The sequence below is a fragment of the Bacillus sp. X1(2014) genome (genome assembly GCF_007678255.1).
The window spans coordinates 534,799-550,754 of sequence record NZ_VEED01000001.1; the positions used below are offsets into that span (position 1 = coordinate 534,799).

Genomic DNA, 15,956 nt, shown 5'->3' on the forward strand with positions numbered 1-15,956 from the left:
TAGATATGGATGTCTGGAATCTTAACAGCTCTCGGATATTTAATGAAAGAATTTTTATTCCTTGTCTCCTATGTAAAAAATAATGCTTTTCCTCAACCCCTATCTGCTGCAGAAGAAAGAAAATATCTTCGCTTAATGGCAGAAGGGGATTCACATGCGCGTAATATGCTAATTGAACACAATTTGAGATTGGTCGCGCATATAGTAAAGAAATTCGAAAACACAGGGGAAGACTCGGAAGATTTAATTTCGATTGGAACGATTGGTTTAATTAAGGCGATCGAGAGCTACTCAGAAGGGAAAGGGACAAAGCTAGCAACCTATGCCGCACGCTGTATTGAGAACGAAATTTTGATGCATTTAAGGGCCCTTAAAAAAACAAAAAAGGATGTTTCCTTACACGATCCGATTGGTCAAGATAAGGAAGGAAACGAAATATCATTAATTGATGTACTAAAGTCAGAATCTGAAGATGTAATCGATACGATTCAGTTGAACATGGAACTTGAGAAGGTAAAGAAATACATTGAAGTTCTGGATGACCGAGAAAAAGAAGTAATTGTCGGGCGCTTCGGTCTAGACCTGCAAAAGGAAAAAACACAACGAGAAATTGCGAAAGAATTGGGCATATCACGAAGCTACGTCTCAAGGATTGAAAAACGCGCCTTAATGAAAATGTTCCATGAATTCTATCGGGCTGAGAAAGAAAAAAAGAAAAAGTAACAAAAAAACAGAGCCGAAAGTTTATTTCAGCTCTGTTTTTCCATTCTGCATCGGATTATTCCATTTAACTCCACCATCTATCGATTCATATATATCATTATTTATGGTGGTGAAGGCTATTTGGTTTGGATCTTGAGGATTGACTGCTAAGTAAGTAATTGGATTTTCATAATCTAGAAATGGAATCTCAATATTTTTTTGTTCACCAGTTGCAGGATTAATCGTTTTTAATAATATTTTCTTGTTTTCCACACTTGAAAATAAAACTGTATCTCCGCTAAATGTAAGAGACGTTACCATAAATGGATTTGTGATCTGTTTCATCGTATTTCCGTTATCGGTCGAATAATAAATACCAGACCGTGTCGGCATCGCGATGATATCCCCATTTTTCGGATGAACGGCAATCCTTCCATAGGAATCCGCATTAAAATTCTTTAATGTACTATTTTTCCACGTGGTCCCATTATCCTTAGAATAGTTCAGACCTTGACCTAAGGTTTTTGTATTTGGGTCTTCTTTAATCACATAGAGACCTTTTCCTGAATAACTTGCGCCCATGAAATGAAAAAGCGACTGACCGTAGAAGGATAATTTACTGATAGTTTGTCCTTTATTGACACTTTGAATGATACCAAGCGGGTCCTTTAATCCCGAACCTTTTTGCGGGTGTCCGCTTGCAATAAAACCAGTACTTACAGCTTGAAAACTATAGTATTCATGTTGGTTCGTTGTTGCTTCAAACCAATTTGAGCCGTTAAACATTTTTAAGCCCTTATCTGTCGCAACGTACAAAGCAAAATCATTTCCTGGATAACCAATACCAAGAATCTGACCTACCTTTAATGATTTCGCTTGAATAATATCATAGGTTACTTTTTCTTTCTTTTCTGGTTGTGGCTGCTGCTTTTGATCTTGGCTTGTGCCTTGACAACCTGAGGCAGCTAGCAGCATGATTCCAGTCAACATTCCAAGAAAGACTTTCATTGTTTTCTTCACTTTTTTCCCTCCATACTAAACTATGAGGTATTCATTTATGAATCCTTATCCATCCACTTATACCCCAGTCCCCATACGGTTGTCAAATATTCATCAACTGGAAACCCTGTTTTTCGTAATTTATCTCGTAAATTCCGAACATGGGAATCAATCGTCCGGTCCTCTGCCTGAGCAGCATAACCCCAAATTGTTGTTAAAAGGTGTTCCCGTGTAAACACTTTATTCTGATTTTTAAGTAAAAGAGCTAATAAAGCAAATTCTTTTGGTGTCACAGGGATTTGCTGATTATTGAAAGAAACACTGAAAGAGTCTTCGTTCAATTCAAGCCCCTTAAACCCAATTATTCCTGTATAACCTGTTTTTCTTCTTAAAACGGCATCAATACGTGCAAGTAATTCTTCTTCATCAAAGGGTTTTGAAATATAGTCATCCGCCCCCATGTTTAGACCCTTTACAATATCATTTTTTTCACTTCGTGCAGTCAGCATGATGATTGGGATGTCCCAGTTTTTTCGAATTTCCTGGCATGCTTCCCAGCCATCCATTTCAGGCATCATTACATCTAACAAAATGATTTCCGCTTTCGTCTCTTCTTGCAAATAATGAATTGCCTGCCGAGCAGTTGTCATTTTTATGCAGTTATATCCCTTGGGAGTTAGATAAAGGGAAAGTAAATCTAACATTCTTGGTTCATCGTCTACGAGAAGTATTTTTTTCACGAACTTCCACTCCCTTAAATAGAAATCTAGAATTAAATTATACTATATACAAACTAATACAAATATGAAGATAATAGTAATTTCCACCGCTTCGTTCTATCCTTCGGAAAGCGTAGTGTATAGAACTTTTTGAAAAATATTTATATAATTAGGTTGTAAATACATAAAGGGGGTATATAGAATGACAGTCACTCCATATTTGGATGTTTGGGATCTGGACATAATTTTTAAAGGCGGCAGTGAGTCCGCAGAATTTGCAAACCACTTAATCCTCACTTCAGAATTAATAGAGCAATTCCAAACAAAAGTGAATAACTGGTCGCCACTCAATTCCACTGAGGACGCAAAACTCTTGAAAGAATTACTTGAAGACTTTGAACATGCGGCTAAAAAGCTGCGTCAAGCAGGTGCCTTTGTTGGATGTTTACAGGCACAAAATACGGACGATAAAAAGGCTTATAACCTGGACGCGAAAGTAACCAGCTTAAGTGCTGCCTTCCAAACAGCCCTTAGTAAGTTTGACAGTTCATTAACATCGATCACTGATGATGTTTGGACGAAGCTATTAACAGATGAACAATTAAATGTACTTTCTTACATATTAACGGAACGGCGTGAACGTGCAAAAGACAAACTCTCTAAAGAAGAGGAAGCATTAATTAGTGCCCTTGGTGTGGATGGTTATCATAGCTGGGGTCAGTTGTATGATTTAATCGTTGGAAAAATAAAAATCCCTTTTAACGAAAACGGAGAAGAGAAACAGCTGTCAGTCGGTCAGGCTTTTAACAAATTTTCAAGCCCTGACAGGGGTATTCGCTCAGCAATTTTTGCAAATTGGGAGAAGGCTTGGGGTGAACAGGCTGACTTTCTAGCCAAAACCCTTAATCATCTTTCTGGCTTTCGCTTAAGCGTTTACCAGAAAAGAGGCTGGCAGGATATATTGAAAGAGCCTCTCAGTATTAACCGTATGGAAAAGGGAACGTTGGAAACCATGTGGGAGGTCATTTCGAATAATAAACAAAAACTCGTTAAGTATTTAGAGCGGAAAGCCTCGCTCTTAGGAATTGAAAAAATGAGTTGGTACGATTTAGATGCCCCATATGGAAAGAAGGCTTCAAAGGTTACTTATCAAGAAGGAGCTGAATTTATCGAACAGAACTTCGCGATTTTCGGTGAGAAAATGGCTTCTTTCTCTCGAAAAGCATTTGAGGAGCGATGGATTGAGGGGGAAGATCGTCCTGGGAAAGCACCTGGCGGCTTTTGTACTTTCTTTCCGGAAAGTAATCAGTCCCGCATTTTCATGACTTACTCTGGAACACCATCAAATGTTTCAACATTAGCTCATGAACTTGGTCATGGCTTCCACACATTTGCTATGAAGGGTGTCCATCATCTTAACCGGAATTATGCGATGAATGTTGCTGAAACGGCTTCAACCTTTGCTGAAATGATTGTTGCGGATGCAGCAGTAAAAAATGCAAAGAATGAAGAGGAAAAGCTGGTTCTTCTTGATGATAAAATCCAAAGAACGGTTGCTTTATTGATGAATATTCATGCGCGCTTTTTGTTTGAAACCCGCTTTTATGAGGAAAGAAAACAAGGTCCTGTCGCGGTAGAACGTTTAAATGAGTTAATGCTTGAAGCTCAAAAAGAGGCCTATAACGATGCATTAGAAGAGTATCATCCATTATTTTGGGCTTCGAAACTACACTTCTTTATTACTGGTGTTCCGTTCTATAATTTCCCGTATACATTTGGTTTTCTTTTCTCACTAGGCATTTATGCACAGGCGCTAGGGGAAGGCAAAGGTTATGAAGAAAAGTACATTGCCTTGTTGAGGGATACAGCGTCAATGTCAGTCGAAGACCTTGCAAAGAAACATTTACAAGTTGATTTAACCCAACCAGATTTCTGGGAGAAAGCCGTTCGAATTTGTCTTGATGATATTGATGAATTCTTAATGTTGACAGATAAGTAAGGAAAAATAAAAGCATCGACCGATTGGTGGTCGATGCTTACTTTTTATTCTACACTAAGTTCAGCTGAAATTACGCAGCCGATTGCCGCAGTAATGACGATAGCCATCACAACCATGAACATACTCTCCACCCCTTAGATAGATCCTGTTCTTTCTAATTTGAATTTATCATATTTTCACAGTATCTATCGGAGGGATATTTGAACGTTTTGTTAACAAAAACTTTAAGCCATTAGCAATTATATTTATCTATGATATCATTATGAACTTTTTTCTTTGATTTAAAGAATAGCGACAATAATAAGATATGCAGCGGCATCTCGTTACCTCCTAATTTTTATTCTCAGCTAGGTGGTATCCTTCATAATCCAGAAACTTGCACCCCGACCTTGTATTAATAAAAACCTCATATATAAAACCACCTTTCTTTTTTTCAAATTTTCAACTAATTACATGCTCCGGAAAATGGATGCTTGACGGTCTTTGTTTTGTTCATAAAGCTTCTCAACCATTTCTTGATGATTAGCTTCTTCTATGCTTACTTTTCTTTTCTTAATTGTGATTGAAAAGAAGATGATATTTAGAGTCATTTTTGTTCACTTCCTTGTTTCATTCTGTTATTTTAAGTATTTCCATTACATATAGCGGTACATGGAAATTTGCTTATCCTTGTTTTGCTCATAAAGCTTTTCAACCATTTCCTGGTTGGCAGCCTCTTGAAGACTGATCTCACGTTTTTTAAATGTAATTGAGAAGAAGAAAATATTAAGTGTCATGGAAAACCACCTCCTTTAAATAATTTTTTGTAATCCAGTTCCAGTCTCAACAAATTTAAACTATGCTGTACATATCCAAAATGCTCTCAAAAAGGGCACAAAAAGGCCGCAGAAGATTATCCCCTGCGGCCCGGTTATTTGTAGGCACAAAAATACCGCAAGGGGTCACTCTCCCTGCGGCATGGATATGTATGGTAACTTAACGTAATATTAAGCAATCCATTCCAGTCGGGTCGAATGTTTGATATTCAAATATACACTTGTAGATGCTGCAGTCATGCCAATTGTTGCTACTGTCTTGCCAGTTAAAGTTAACATCATTTTCTTCGACCTCCTTTTGGAATAATTTACTTTATACGGTAATTATATCCACGTGTAAACACTTTGTAAACCTTTTTAGTGAAAATTTTTTAAATTAATTCAAAAGCCTAATTTTAAAAAAGGGTGTCAGGCATCCAATGGTTTGGTGCCTGACACCCAATGGTTTTACGATTTTAATGCATTGTCTAGGTCCTCGATGAGGTCTTCTGCGTCTTCTAAGCCCACTGATATTCTTACGAGGCCGTCTGTGATTCCAAGTTCTGCTCTGCGTTCTGCGGGAATTGATGCATGGGTCATTCTTGCTGGTACTGAAATCAAGCTCTCTACTGCTCCAAGGCTTTCTGCTAATGTAAAATATTTCACCTTACTAAGTAATTTGTCAGCATTCTCGGCACTTCCAACATCAAATGAAACCATCCCACCAAAACCTCTGGTTTGCTTTTTAGCAATTTGATGATTTGGATGTGATTCAATCCCAGGGTAATAAACTCTTTTCACATTCTCGTGTCCTTGTAGAAATTCTACAATAGCTTTTGTATTGGCTTCCATCTCTTCCAAGCGAACCCCTAAAGTACGAATCCCCCGAATTAACAAATAGGAATCTTGCGGACCTAAGATTCCTCCTGTTGAATTTTGCACAAAATGGAGATCTTCCGCTAGCTTTTCACTGTTAACAACAGCTAAACCTGCTACAACATCGCTGTGCCCGCCAAGGTATTTGGTGGCACTATGCACAACAATATCTGCACCAAGTTCGATTGGATTTTGCCAATATGGTGTCGAAAATGTGTTATCGACAATGGTTAACAGATTATGTTCTTTAGCAAGCTTTGCCACTGCCTCAATATCAGTAATCTTCAAAAGCGGGTTGGTAGGTGTTTCTAAATGGATCGCTTTCGTATTTGGTTTAATTGCACTTAAAATATTTTCGGCTTTACTTGTATCAACAAACGTAGAGTCAATTCCTAATCGATTCAAGACTTTAGTCATAACACGAAACGAGCCGCCATAAACATCATCTGTCAGAATGACATGATCACCACTATTAAACAGCATCATTACTGCTGTCATGGCCGCCATCCCAGAGCCAAAAGCAAATCCTGCTTTGCCTCCTTCAAGCTCCTTAATCAATTCCTCTAGCGCAAATCTTGTTGGATTTCCGGTGCGTGAGTATTCATACCCCTTATGTCCTCCGACACCTTCTTGCTTATACGTACTCACTTGATAAATAGGAAAGGTAACCGCCCCAGTTGCAGGGTCATTACTTATTCCGCCATGAATCAATTGTGTTTTCCTTTTCAATCTAAATACCTCCTTCGAAGATCCTCTTGCTTAAATAACGTTCACTTCCGTCAGGGAAGATAACCACAATATTTGTGCCAGGCTCCGCTTCCGCTGCCTCTTTCAATGCAGCATGAAAGGCTGCACCTGAAGAGCTGCCCACCAGTAAGCCTTCTTTCATAGCTAATTCCTTGACCAAGGAAAAAGAGGCTTGATCCGGAACCGTATGAATCGCATCAAAGTAATCTGGATCCATATAGCCAGGCAAAAATTCCATTCCAATCCCTTCGGTCTTATGAGGACCTGATTCTCCACCGTTTAGGATCGACCCCTCTGGCTCAACAATAACCGTTTTAACGGCTTTCTTTTGATCTTTTAAATACCGTGAGGTTCCCATAAATGTTCCGCCGGTGCCTGCTCCCGCAACAAAGATATCAATTTGACCGTCCATTTGATCCCAAAGTTCCGGTCCAAGTGTTTTATAATAGGTTTCAGGGTTCGCAGGGTTACCAAATTGCTGCGGACAATACGAACCAGGTATTTCCTTCAAAAGCTGCTCAGCCTTGGCAATTGCCCCTTTCATCCCTTTCTCAGTTGGGGTATGAACAATTTTAGCCCCTAGCGCTTTCATTAAGTCTTGCTTCTCCATGCTAAACTTTTCAGGAACACATAGTATCACCTGTACTCCTTTGTTAATAGCCGCAAGCGCTAAGCCAATCCCGGTATTTCCGGCCGTTGGTTCAATCACGGTACCACCGGTCTGTAATTTTCCAGAAGTAAACGCTTCCTGTAATAGCTCGATCCCGAGGCGGTCTTTTACACTGCCGCCTGGATTCATAAATTCTAGCTTTGCAAAAATACGAACTCCTTCAGGCAAAGGAAACTGTGAAATTTCAACAATCGGTGTATGCCCGATAAGTTCATGAACATTTTTGTAAACCTTCATGTTTTCACCTCTACTATCGTAAAGCTGCCACCATTTTCATTACAAGAGTTGCAGAATTGGTCGCCGCTTTATCAATAAATTGATCAAACGAAAGTTCGGATTCTTTTCCAGCAATATCTGAAAGCGAGCGAATAATTACGAAAGGAACACCAAATCGATGGGCCACTTGCGCAATGGCAGCCGCTTCCATTTCAACAGCTTGCAAGTCATTAAATTTGGAACGGACAAAATCAACTCGGACAGGGTCTTCCATAAATGAGTCACCAGTGACAATTAAGCCCTTAACGATTTGGAAATTATCAAGCTCTTGTGCGGCAGTTTCAGCGACTGTAATTAATTTTTCATCAGCCAAAAATGCAGCAGGTAACTGTGGTACTTGACCATATTCATATCCAAATGCCGTTACATCGACATCATGGTGTCGGACTTCTGTTGAAATAACCGCATCTCCAACATTAAGTGATGGGTTAAATCCACCTGCAGAACCTGTGTTAATGATATAATCAGGCTTATATTTTTCTAGCAGGATAGTTGTAGACATAGCTGCATTTACTTTTCCAATGCCAGAGCGAAGCAAGATGACATCTGCCCCATGCATTTGTCCAAAAGTAAACTCACATCCTGCGACGGTTTCTTGTGTTTGATTGTCGATATTGTCTCTAAGTAAGGTAACTTCTTCTTCCATTGCTCCGATGATTGCGATTTTCATACTTGGACCTCTTTCTCATTTTTTTACGCCTCTAATAGCTCTTTTGCTTTGTTTAAAGGTCGTAACTTTTCTGCTTTTAATCTTCCTCGGATTCATTCATCGTATCCGCAAACACTATTCTACCGTTTTTGAAAAAAGCATGCTAATAAAACAGCTAGTACTTCTCCTATTTTTCCCGCGATTAAATTTAGCACCAATCCTATAAGTATAATATGGGTTAGGGAAAAACCTGTTCCCAACTAATTATATTTATCAGGTTCTTCACAATTTCGTTGTGCGAATTCGTGGAAAAAGCTAAAATACAAACAATAGGAAGGTGATCATATGAATTTTCAATTTGAACTTATTGAGGATAAAGTGGAATTTTTTGAGGCAGATAATTTAAAAACCTTACAAAAAAAGATAGAATCCCAAATTGACGAAAATCGTGCAATTTTACTTTCTGTCCATTCCGTTTCCCACCAAATGCATGTTAGTGAAAATGGTCAAACATATTTTACTGCCGTTGTCCATTTTAAAAAGAAATAAAAAAACCTCTCGGATTTGAGAGGTTTTTTACTATCTATTTTTAATGGTCATTCTCAGATAAATCTTCTACCTTGGTAGGTTTCCAACCTTGGCCATCCACCCACTGAAGGTAGACATTGTACTTCTGCTTATTATCTTTTGAAGCGACTGTGCTAATCGAGCCATTAGTGGTAGATTTATCTCTTCCAAGCCAATATACTGTCATGTTGGCTTGGTCTAAGCCAGTAGCATAGGAAATGGCATTCAACATTTCTTGCCAGTCAGCGGAAGATTTATCATAATTAGCGATGTGCTCGCCTGTTTGAGTTGTACCAACAGGCTGCCATGATGAATCTTGAGTCTCCTTTACTCCATTCCCATCACCCTCTGTTACCACTTCCTGTGATTCATCTCCTTCCTCCGAAGCAGACGCATCTTCTGTAGCAGCAGATTCATCCGTTGTGGAAGTCTCTTCACTTAGTTGGTCTTCATCAGCCGCAGTATCAGTAACACTGTCGTCCTCTGTTGAGGTGACATCTCCTGCCTCTGTTTGCTCCGTATCCTTTTGTGCTGTTTCTTTTTGCTCTGTTGTAGTCTTTTCCTTTTTTGGTGAAGCATTATCATTACCTGTTGCAAAAATATTGTATGCGACAAAAATTATGAGTAAGAGCACGACGACGATTAAACTATTTAAGACGATATTTGTCTTTTTTCTTTTTGCACGATAACCTGAACGTGATTTAGAATTAATGTCATTAGTCAATATTATTCCCTCCTAAATAAAAATACAGAAGCTCCTTTTCAAACTGGAGCCAGACATTTATAGACTCTCAATATTCTAACATGATTTTAAGAGAACTTGAAGGAAAAACCATTTCCTATTGCATTCCATGATCTTTTTGATACAGCATTTTTACCATCTCAGCAAATAAAGTATTTACTCCGCCCTCCGAATCGAGCACATCTAAATTCACGGCAACAAGGACATATTTTGGATGTTCGTAAGGGAAATAACCTGCAAACCATTTATTATGCAGCTGCATCCCAGCTTGGAATTTTCCAGTCTCTGCCGTCCCGGATTTCCCTGCGACTTCGTAAGGCAAGTCCTTGAACCATCTTCCCGTTCCGTTTGGATTTACTACAACTTCCCGTAGTAATCTCTGAAGTTTCATTGCGGTATATGGCGAGATCTTATCACCTTTTAGGTTTTGCTTTGGGAAATCAGCCATTGTTGTCCCGTTCTTATACTCAATTTTTGAGACGGCTCTTACCATCTCCTTTTCTCCGCCTCTTGCGATCGTTGCCATCATATTAGCGACAGCTAAAGGAGTTGCCCGTACCTCATGCTGTCCAATGCCAGACATGGCAGCGATATTTGCATCCTTTCTTGCATCATCCGATAGAAACACTCTTCCTTTGTCTTCATCAGCCATTTGCTTAAATTCATTTGTATGAAAAATATCACCATGCCAGCCAACAGAACCTGTAAGTGATAGTTTATCTGCATAATCTTCTAAAAGGTGTGGGTTTATATTTTGCAATTCCTTTGCTAATTCTCCAAACGTCCGATTACAGCTTCTCGCAAAACTAGTGGAAAAATCCAACATTCCGTAATTATATCTTAGCTCTGGTTTACCATTGATTTTTTTACTACAATCAAACAGTCGCTGCGCATTATCAAGATTATGATCAATTGCCGCAGCTGCAACAACCGTTTTAAAAACAGAGCCCATGATCTGTTGTTTTAGCATGGTATTTGTCATTCCTGCACCCTTGTAGGGGTCATTTTTATTGATGGTTGGCCGTGAAACAAGGGAAAGGATGCTATTATCCTCAATATTAAGGAGAACCAGTCCTCCTTTTTTAATTTGATATTGATCCACTAAATTCTCCGCTTTTTGCTGCAGATCCTTATCCAGAGTTGTCCGAACATTAACAGGATAAAACGGATTGGCCGGATCCACATATTTCACATTAATTCCGAACAAGGGGGCCCCGCCTCCATCGACATGATAAACCAGCTTGGACTTTCCTTCTGGAAGGAGGAATTCATCAAAGCTCTCTTCCAGCCCTGATACACCAATCAATGTTTTCTCCGCTAGTTCTTTATCAGGGTAACGCTTTTGTAATTCGGCTGCATTTTCTCCTGTAAGTCCAATTAATTGTTCTGCCGGTACTTCTGATCGCTCGAACTTTTTCTCAATCGCAAATACTCCTGGGATTTTCAAAGAATTGATTCTATCCCTTTGTGAAGTCGTAAGTTCTACTGGTTCAGGATCGCCATAGGCAAATGGCTTTTTCGCTCCTTCTACAGCCATTTTAAGAACCTGCACAGGTATACCTGAGATGTCTGATACCCTGCCAGCATCCCAATCCATTTTTTTTAAAAATGGGAAAAGGACTAGAACGGACACTTTTTTATGCGTGAGCATGGTACCATTTCGGTCTAGAAAATTCCCTCTGCCATTATCAATAACTAGTTCCTGTGTTCGCTGTTTTACACTTTCTTCTAGTAAATTTACATTATGTTTCGAAAAAGTCTCCGTCTCAATTAACTGTATTTGCATTAAACGTGCTAGAAGTAATAGCAAACCGATTATAGAAATAATAAGCCATCCGATCGCTCGTTTTCGCCACATAAAAAACACCTCGTCAAAAGTTTTGACGAGGTTTTCTTTTTTCAATCAATTATTCAAATGAAAGACCAAAAATAGTTATAATTACGATTATTTTATACTAACGATGCGAACGCTCATTTCTCCGCCAGGAGTTTGAACTGATACTTGATCGCCTACTTTTTTACCTAATAGGCTTTTGGCGATTGGGGAATCATTTGAGATTTTCCCTTCAAATGGATCAGCCTCAGCGCTGCCGACAATCGAATATGTTTCTTCATCGCCATCTGGAAGCTCAACAAAAGTAACAGAACTACCTAATGTTACAGAGTCACTTGCCATAGCAGCCTCTGCAATAATCTTGGCATTACGAATCATATTTTCTAATGTAGTAATTCGTCCTTCAACAAAAGCCTGTTCTTCTTTCGCAGAATCATACTCAGAGTTTTCTGATAAATCACCAAAACTTCTTGCAATTTTAATTCTTTCCACCACTTCTTTACGCTTTACAGCTTTTAAATATTCAAGTTCTTGGATCAGTTTTTCTTTACCTGCTTGTGTCATCGGAAATACTTTCTCTGTAGCCAAAACCCTCACTCCTTCTAGTCCTTAAGAACTGTGTATGTACTTTATGTAAATCTATGCCTATCAGCATAATAGATAGTAGCGCGTCCTCTTTTAAAAGGGCGCGCGACAGAAAATATTTTTTCAGTCTGAAATTTTATATTTAGACTATTCCTTGCTATTGTTTCATAAAAATGACTTTTGTTCAAGAATTGTTTGAATTTTTGTGACCATTAAATCAATCGCCACATGGTTGTGGCCGCCTTCAGGGATAATGATATCTGCATATCGCTTGGTAGGTTCAATAAATTGATTATGCATTGGGCGAACAACATTTAAATACTGGTCAATAACGGAATCAAAGGTCCTTCCACGCTCTCTAATATCACGAGTCAAACGGCGGATAATACGTAAATCTGCATCCGTATCTACGTACAATTTAATGTCCATTAAATTTCGGAGCCGTTCGTCTTCAAGTACTAAGATCCCCTCTAAAATGATAACATCTTTTGGTTCGACAGGGATAACCTTTTCAGAACGTGTATGGATTGAATAGTCATAAACAGGTTTTTCGATGATTTCATACCGTAAAAGTTTTTCGATATGTTCAATCAGTAAGTCATTATCAAAGGCAAGCGGGTGATCATAATTTGTTTTCAAACGCTCTTCAAATGGTAAATTACTCTGATCCTTATAATAATAATCCTGTTCTAGCACTAAAATGGAATGATCTTTCAACGTTTCATAAATGGATTTTGTTACACTGGTTTTTCCGGAGCCGGAGCCGCCGGTTACACCAATAACAACCGGTTTGCGCATCATGCTAGTTCTCCTTTCGCATCATGTTGTTAGGGTAGACCGGTTTGTTCAATTTAAATTGTACAATTTGAAGCGGATGTCTTGCTGCATCCAATTCATTACCTTTTTCATCCCATATTTTATCAATTACATGTGTAAAGTTTTGAATTTCAGGTCCAAAAAATTCCACTTCTTCACCTGGTTTAAAATGGTTGCGCTGCTGAAGCGTAACCATTTGTGTTTCTGGATTATAGTCCAAAACCAGACCTACAAATTCAAAATTTGTCTTCTTGCTATGATTACCAAACATTTGCTCTTTATACCCAGGAACACCTTCAAAAAATGCTGGTGCTGTTTCCCGATTAGCACACTTGTCTAGCTCTGCTAACCATTCCTTTTGTATGACAAAATTCTCAGGATCGGCGCAATAGGCATCGATTACTTTACGATATACACTAACGACTGTTGCAATATAGTGAATAGATTTCATTCGACCTTCAATTTTTAAACTATCGATTCCCAGTTCAATCATTTGCGGGATTGCTTGAATTAAGTTTAGATCTTTCGGGCTCATTGCAAACGGAGCGTTCCCCTCTTCATAGAGAGCCACTTCTGTATTTCTTCCTTCCAGTTGGTAAAGATCATAATCCCATCGGCATGATTGACAGCAGCCACCACGATTTGAATCTCTTGCAGTCATATGGTTGCTCAATGTACAACGTCCAGAATAAGCAATACACATTGCACCATGAATAAAGGTCTCAATTTCAACATCAACCTTATCTTTCATTTCTTTAATTTCTTCAGCACTTACCTCACGTGCTAAAACGACCCGCTCTGCTCCGGCTTCCTTCCAAAACTGGGCTGCCTTCCAGTTAGAAAGTGATTGCTGTGTGCTAATATGGATTTCAATTTCCGGCGCAAGACGACGGCAAGTTTCGATAATTAACGGGTCTGCGACAATAATTCCCGCAATTCCAGTTTCCTTCAAGCCTAAGATATATTCTTCTAATCCATTCAAATTTTCATTATGAGCAAAAATGTTGGTGGTTACATAGATCTTTGCTCCGTAGTTCTTAGCAAACTCTACACCCTCTTTCATTTCTTCGAAGGTAAAGTTGTCTGCATTTGAACGAAGTCCATACTCTTGACCGCCGATAAACACGGCATCGGCACCATAATGGACAGCAATTTTTAATTTTTCAAGATTTCCAGCTGGAGCAAGGAGTTCCGGCTTCTTAACAATGACACGTTTTCCATCGATAATTTCAGAAATCTTATCTTTAACTGTATTCATAGTTGAACCCCTCCTTAATAAACTGTCTCTTTGAAAAAGAACCCTGTATCTAATGAACGATTTTCTGGCTGAATTTCTTCAATTGCAGCTAATAGCTCGTCCTTTTTATCTTCATACGCGTCTGGATCTTCACTAAACAAATCAATTGCTTCACGGTAAGCCTTTGTTACTGCAAGAATATATTCAGAGCTTTTTAAGATTCCATCTATTTTAAACGAGTCTACACCCGCTTCTAACATCTCTTGCAGTTCATCAATGATACAAATATCATTTGGACTCATAATATGTGTTCCATTTTCGTCTTCAAAAATGGGATATTTATTTTCACGCTCTTTATCATGAAGAAACATATTCTTTTCCATTTTGCGGTTTTCGACTTCCAATACTTTCCCTTGGTACTCATAATAATTCCCCAACAAGGAGCGTTTCGATTGGAACATGCAACTCATCCCATGAACTTGGACTTCGATCTCCACTTCCGCATTTTCTTTTGTTTCCACAATGGCGTCCATATTAATTTCTCTTGCAAGGACAGCTCTTTTCGCACCTTTTCTTCCCCAGTAGTTGCAAGTAAACCAGTTTGTTCCAGTGGTTTCCGTACTCCAATGAAGTTTCATATTAGGTGCAACCTCTCTGACAGCCATTAAAACGGCTGGGTCACCGAAAATAATCGCATCAGCCTTCGCATCTGATACAAATTTAATATAATCATCTAATTCATCAATTTTTTCATTATGAAAAATCGCATTCATGGCCACATAGACTTTTTTACCGTTTGAATGTGCTAATTCAATTGTTTTTTGTACATCTTCACGGGTAAATTCACCAGCCAGCCGCAGCCCATATCGTTGTTCACCAATTACAAACGCATCTGCACCTGCTTCAATTAGTGGCAAGATATCATCAACTGTTAGTGGAGTTACAAGTAATTCCGGTTTTTTCATATACTCTCACCTCTTCTTTTACTTATCGCAACCCCATCCCCTACAGGTAGAATGACCGAATGATAACCTGGATGGCTCATTAACCAGTGGTTAAATTCATCAATTTTTTTGACGAGATTACGGATTCTTTTTGTTTCAATTTCTGGTTCTGCGACCAGTCCTTTAAATAAAACATTGTCAGTAATGATCATTCCATCATCACTTAAATATTTAGAATACATCTCGAAGAACTTTTTATATTGACCTTTCGCTGCATCAATAAAAATGGCGTCAAATGAGGCATGTTCTTTCACCACATCCTCAACCTCTAGTGCATCACCTTTGATCAAGGTAATTTGATTGCGATGTTCCGAACGTTGAATAAATTCTTCTGCTAATTGAAGCCGTTCCACATCACGCTCGATTGTTACTATATGGGCTTTTGGCAGCGCATCAGCCATTCGTAAAGCAGAATAACCTATTGCTGTGCCTACCTCAAGAATTCTTTCCGTACGGTGAATTCGTAATAATTGAAGCATGGTTTCTATACCCGAAAGTTCCATAATAGGAACATTATGAACACTTGCATAGTTTTCCATTTCGGTTAATAACGGATTTCGTTCTGAAATAAGACCATCTATATAAGAATGCAGCTTTTCATTTAACAAGCTGCCCTCACCTCTATCCTTAAATAAGAATTGCACAATGGGTAGCAATTCTCTAAGTAAAATACTTTTATTATCTCTATCCATAATGCTCTTTAGACATGAAAAAATAGCGTTCACAGTAATCTTAAGCAT

17 protein-coding genes are annotated in these 15,956 nt (G+C 38.7%); 3 read left to right on the top strand and 14 right to left on the bottom strand.

Features of this window, described 5'->3' with window-relative positions; all coding sequences use genetic code 11:
• Window positions 1-9: 9 nt before the first annotated feature.
• Window positions 10-723 carry an RNA polymerase sporulation sigma factor SigK gene (gene sigK, locus FS608_RS02870; protein ID WP_026563502.1) on the top strand — a complete coding sequence of 238 codons (714 nt, stop codon included), beginning with the start codon at window positions 10-12 and terminating at the stop codon, window positions 721-723.
• Between the two features lie 21 nt (window positions 724-744).
• Here the strand turns inward: sigK and FS608_RS02875 are convergent, their stop codons facing one another.
• Both FS608_RS02875 and FS608_RS02880 read right to left on the bottom strand, forming a co-directional pair.
• Entirely contained in the window at window positions 745-1,722 is a 978-nt protein-coding gene (locus FS608_RS02875) for a F510_1955 family glycosylhydrolase (protein WP_144547755.1), read from the bottom strand.
• A gap of 35 nt (window positions 1,723-1,757) precedes the next feature.
• The gene (locus FS608_RS02880) at window positions 1,758-2,441 is read right to left on the bottom strand and encodes a response regulator transcription factor (protein WP_144547756.1); all 684 of its coding nucleotides are present in this window, start codon (window positions 2,439-2,441) and stop codon (window positions 1,758-1,760) included.
• Window positions 2,442-2,622: 181 nt separating this feature from the next.
• Between FS608_RS02880 and FS608_RS02885 the strand changes: the two genes are divergently transcribed.
• The gene (locus FS608_RS02885; RefSeq protein WP_144547757.1) at window positions 2,623-4,419 is read left to right on the top strand and encodes a M3 family oligoendopeptidase; all 1,797 of its coding nucleotides are present in this window, start codon (window positions 2,623-2,625) and stop codon (window positions 4,417-4,419) included.
• 449 nt (window positions 4,420-4,868) lie between these two features.
• Here the strand turns inward: FS608_RS02885 and FS608_RS02890 are convergent, their stop codons facing one another.
• From FS608_RS02890 to mtnN, 5 genes are all read right to left on the bottom strand, one after another.
• Window positions 4,869-5,009: a YrzI family small protein gene (locus FS608_RS02890; protein ID WP_144547758.1), complete on the bottom strand. Its 141-nt coding sequence runs from the start codon at window positions 5,007-5,009 to the stop codon at window positions 4,869-4,871.
• 45 nt (window positions 5,010-5,054) lie between these two features.
• Window positions 5,055-5,195, bottom strand: coding sequence for a YrzI family small protein (locus FS608_RS02895; RefSeq protein ID WP_144547759.1), 141 nt, complete (start codon window positions 5,193-5,195; stop codon window positions 5,055-5,057).
• A gap of 486 nt (window positions 5,196-5,681) precedes the next feature.
• Window positions 5,682-6,818 (bottom strand): bifunctional cystathionine gamma-lyase/homocysteine desulfhydrase, encoded by a 1,137-nt coding sequence (locus FS608_RS02900; protein ID WP_144547760.1) that lies wholly within the window; start codon window positions 6,816-6,818, stop codon window positions 5,682-5,684.
• Window position 6,819: 1 nt separating this feature from the next.
• A complete protein-coding gene (locus FS608_RS02905) occupies window positions 6,820-7,743 on the bottom strand; it encodes a PLP-dependent cysteine synthase family protein (protein ID WP_144547761.1) in 924 nt (307 codons plus the stop codon).
• 13 nt (window positions 7,744-7,756) lie between these two features.
• A complete protein-coding gene (gene mtnN, locus FS608_RS02910) occupies window positions 7,757-8,452 on the bottom strand; it encodes a 5'-methylthioadenosine/S-adenosylhomocysteine nucleosidase (RefSeq protein ID WP_144547762.1) in 696 nt (231 codons plus the stop codon).
• Between the two features lie 324 nt (window positions 8,453-8,776).
• Here mtnN and FS608_RS02915 point away from each other — a divergent pair, with 324 nt between their 5' ends.
• Complete coding sequence (locus FS608_RS02915) at window positions 8,777-8,980, top strand: DUF2536 family protein (RefSeq protein WP_144547763.1); 204 nt, start codon at window positions 8,777-8,779, stop codon at window positions 8,978-8,980.
• 40 nt (window positions 8,981-9,020) lie between these two features.
• Here the strand turns inward: FS608_RS02915 and FS608_RS02920 are convergent, their stop codons facing one another.
• From FS608_RS02920 to FS608_RS02950, 7 genes are all read right to left on the bottom strand, one after another.
• Window positions 9,021-9,722: a YrrS family protein gene (locus FS608_RS02920; RefSeq protein WP_144547764.1), complete on the bottom strand. Its 702-nt coding sequence runs from the start codon at window positions 9,720-9,722 to the stop codon at window positions 9,021-9,023.
• 115 nt (window positions 9,723-9,837) lie between these two features.
• On the bottom strand, window positions 9,838-11,598 hold the full coding sequence (locus FS608_RS02925) for a peptidoglycan D,D-transpeptidase FtsI family protein (protein ID WP_144547765.1): 1,761 nt from the start codon (window positions 11,596-11,598) through the stop codon (window positions 9,838-9,840).
• Between the two features lie 87 nt (window positions 11,599-11,685).
• Complete coding sequence (gene greA, locus FS608_RS02930; protein ID WP_026563493.1) at window positions 11,686-12,162, bottom strand: transcription elongation factor GreA; 477 nt, start codon at window positions 12,160-12,162, stop codon at window positions 11,686-11,688.
• A 162-nt stretch (window positions 12,163-12,324) separates the two neighbouring features.
• Complete coding sequence (udk, locus tag FS608_RS02935; RefSeq protein WP_144547766.1) at window positions 12,325-12,960, bottom strand: uridine kinase; 636 nt, start codon at window positions 12,958-12,960, stop codon at window positions 12,325-12,327.
• A 1-nt stretch (window position 12,961) separates the two neighbouring features.
• Window positions 12,962-14,233, bottom strand: a complete 1,272-nt coding sequence (locus tag FS608_RS02940; protein ID WP_144547767.1) for a peptidase U32 family protein — start codon at window positions 14,231-14,233, stop codon at window positions 12,962-12,964.
• Between the two features lie 14 nt (window positions 14,234-14,247).
• On the bottom strand, window positions 14,248-15,177 hold the full coding sequence (locus tag FS608_RS02945) for a peptidase U32 family protein (protein ID WP_144547768.1): 930 nt from the start codon (window positions 15,175-15,177) through the stop codon (window positions 14,248-14,250).
• Window positions 15,174-15,824 (bottom strand): O-methyltransferase, encoded by a 651-nt coding sequence (locus FS608_RS02950; protein WP_144547970.1) that lies wholly within the window; start codon window positions 15,822-15,824, stop codon window positions 15,174-15,176. Before FS608_RS02950 ends, FS608_RS02945 begins: the two co-directional genes overlap by 4 nt.
• Between the last annotated feature and the right edge of the window lie 132 nt (window positions 15,825-15,956).

What these genes read in the sequence shown, in the direction of transcription:
- FS608_RS02905 (WP_144547761.1), bottom strand. Translation starts at nt 7,743, where the DNA reads ATGAAGGTTTACAAAAATGTTCATGAACTTATCGGGCATACACCGATT.
- sigK (WP_026563502.1), top strand. Translation starts at nt 10, where the DNA reads ATGTCTGGAATCTTAACAGCTCTCGGATATTTAATGAAAGAATTTTTA.
- FS608_RS02885 (WP_144547757.1), top strand. Translation starts at nt 2,623, where the DNA reads ATGACAGTCACTCCATATTTGGATGTTTGGGATCTGGACATAATTTTT.
- FS608_RS02890 (WP_144547758.1), bottom strand. Translation starts at nt 5,009, where the DNA reads ATGACTCTAAATATCATCTTCTTTTCAATCACAATTAAGAAAAGAAAA.
- FS608_RS02895 (WP_144547759.1), bottom strand. Translation starts at nt 5,195, where the DNA reads ATGACACTTAATATTTTCTTCTTCTCAATTACATTTAAAAAACGTGAG.
- mtnN (WP_144547762.1), bottom strand. Translation starts at nt 8,452, where the DNA reads ATGAAAATCGCAATCATCGGAGCAATGGAAGAAGAAGTTACCTTACTT.
- FS608_RS02945 (WP_144547768.1), bottom strand. Translation starts at nt 15,177, where the DNA reads ATGAAAAAACCGGAATTACTTGTAACTCCACTAACAGTTGATGATATC.
- FS608_RS02915 (WP_144547763.1), top strand. Translation starts at nt 8,777, where the DNA reads ATGAATTTTCAATTTGAACTTATTGAGGATAAAGTGGAATTTTTTGAG.
- FS608_RS02940 (WP_144547767.1), bottom strand. Translation starts at nt 14,233, where the DNA reads ATGAATACAGTTAAAGATAAGATTTCTGAAATTATCGATGGAAAACGT.
- udk (WP_144547766.1), bottom strand. Translation starts at nt 12,960, where the DNA reads ATGATGCGCAAACCGGTTGTTATTGGTGTAACCGGCGGCTCCGGCTCC.
- FS608_RS02925 (WP_144547765.1), bottom strand. Translation starts at nt 11,598, where the DNA reads ATGTGGCGAAAACGAGCGATCGGATGGCTTATTATTTCTATAATCGGT.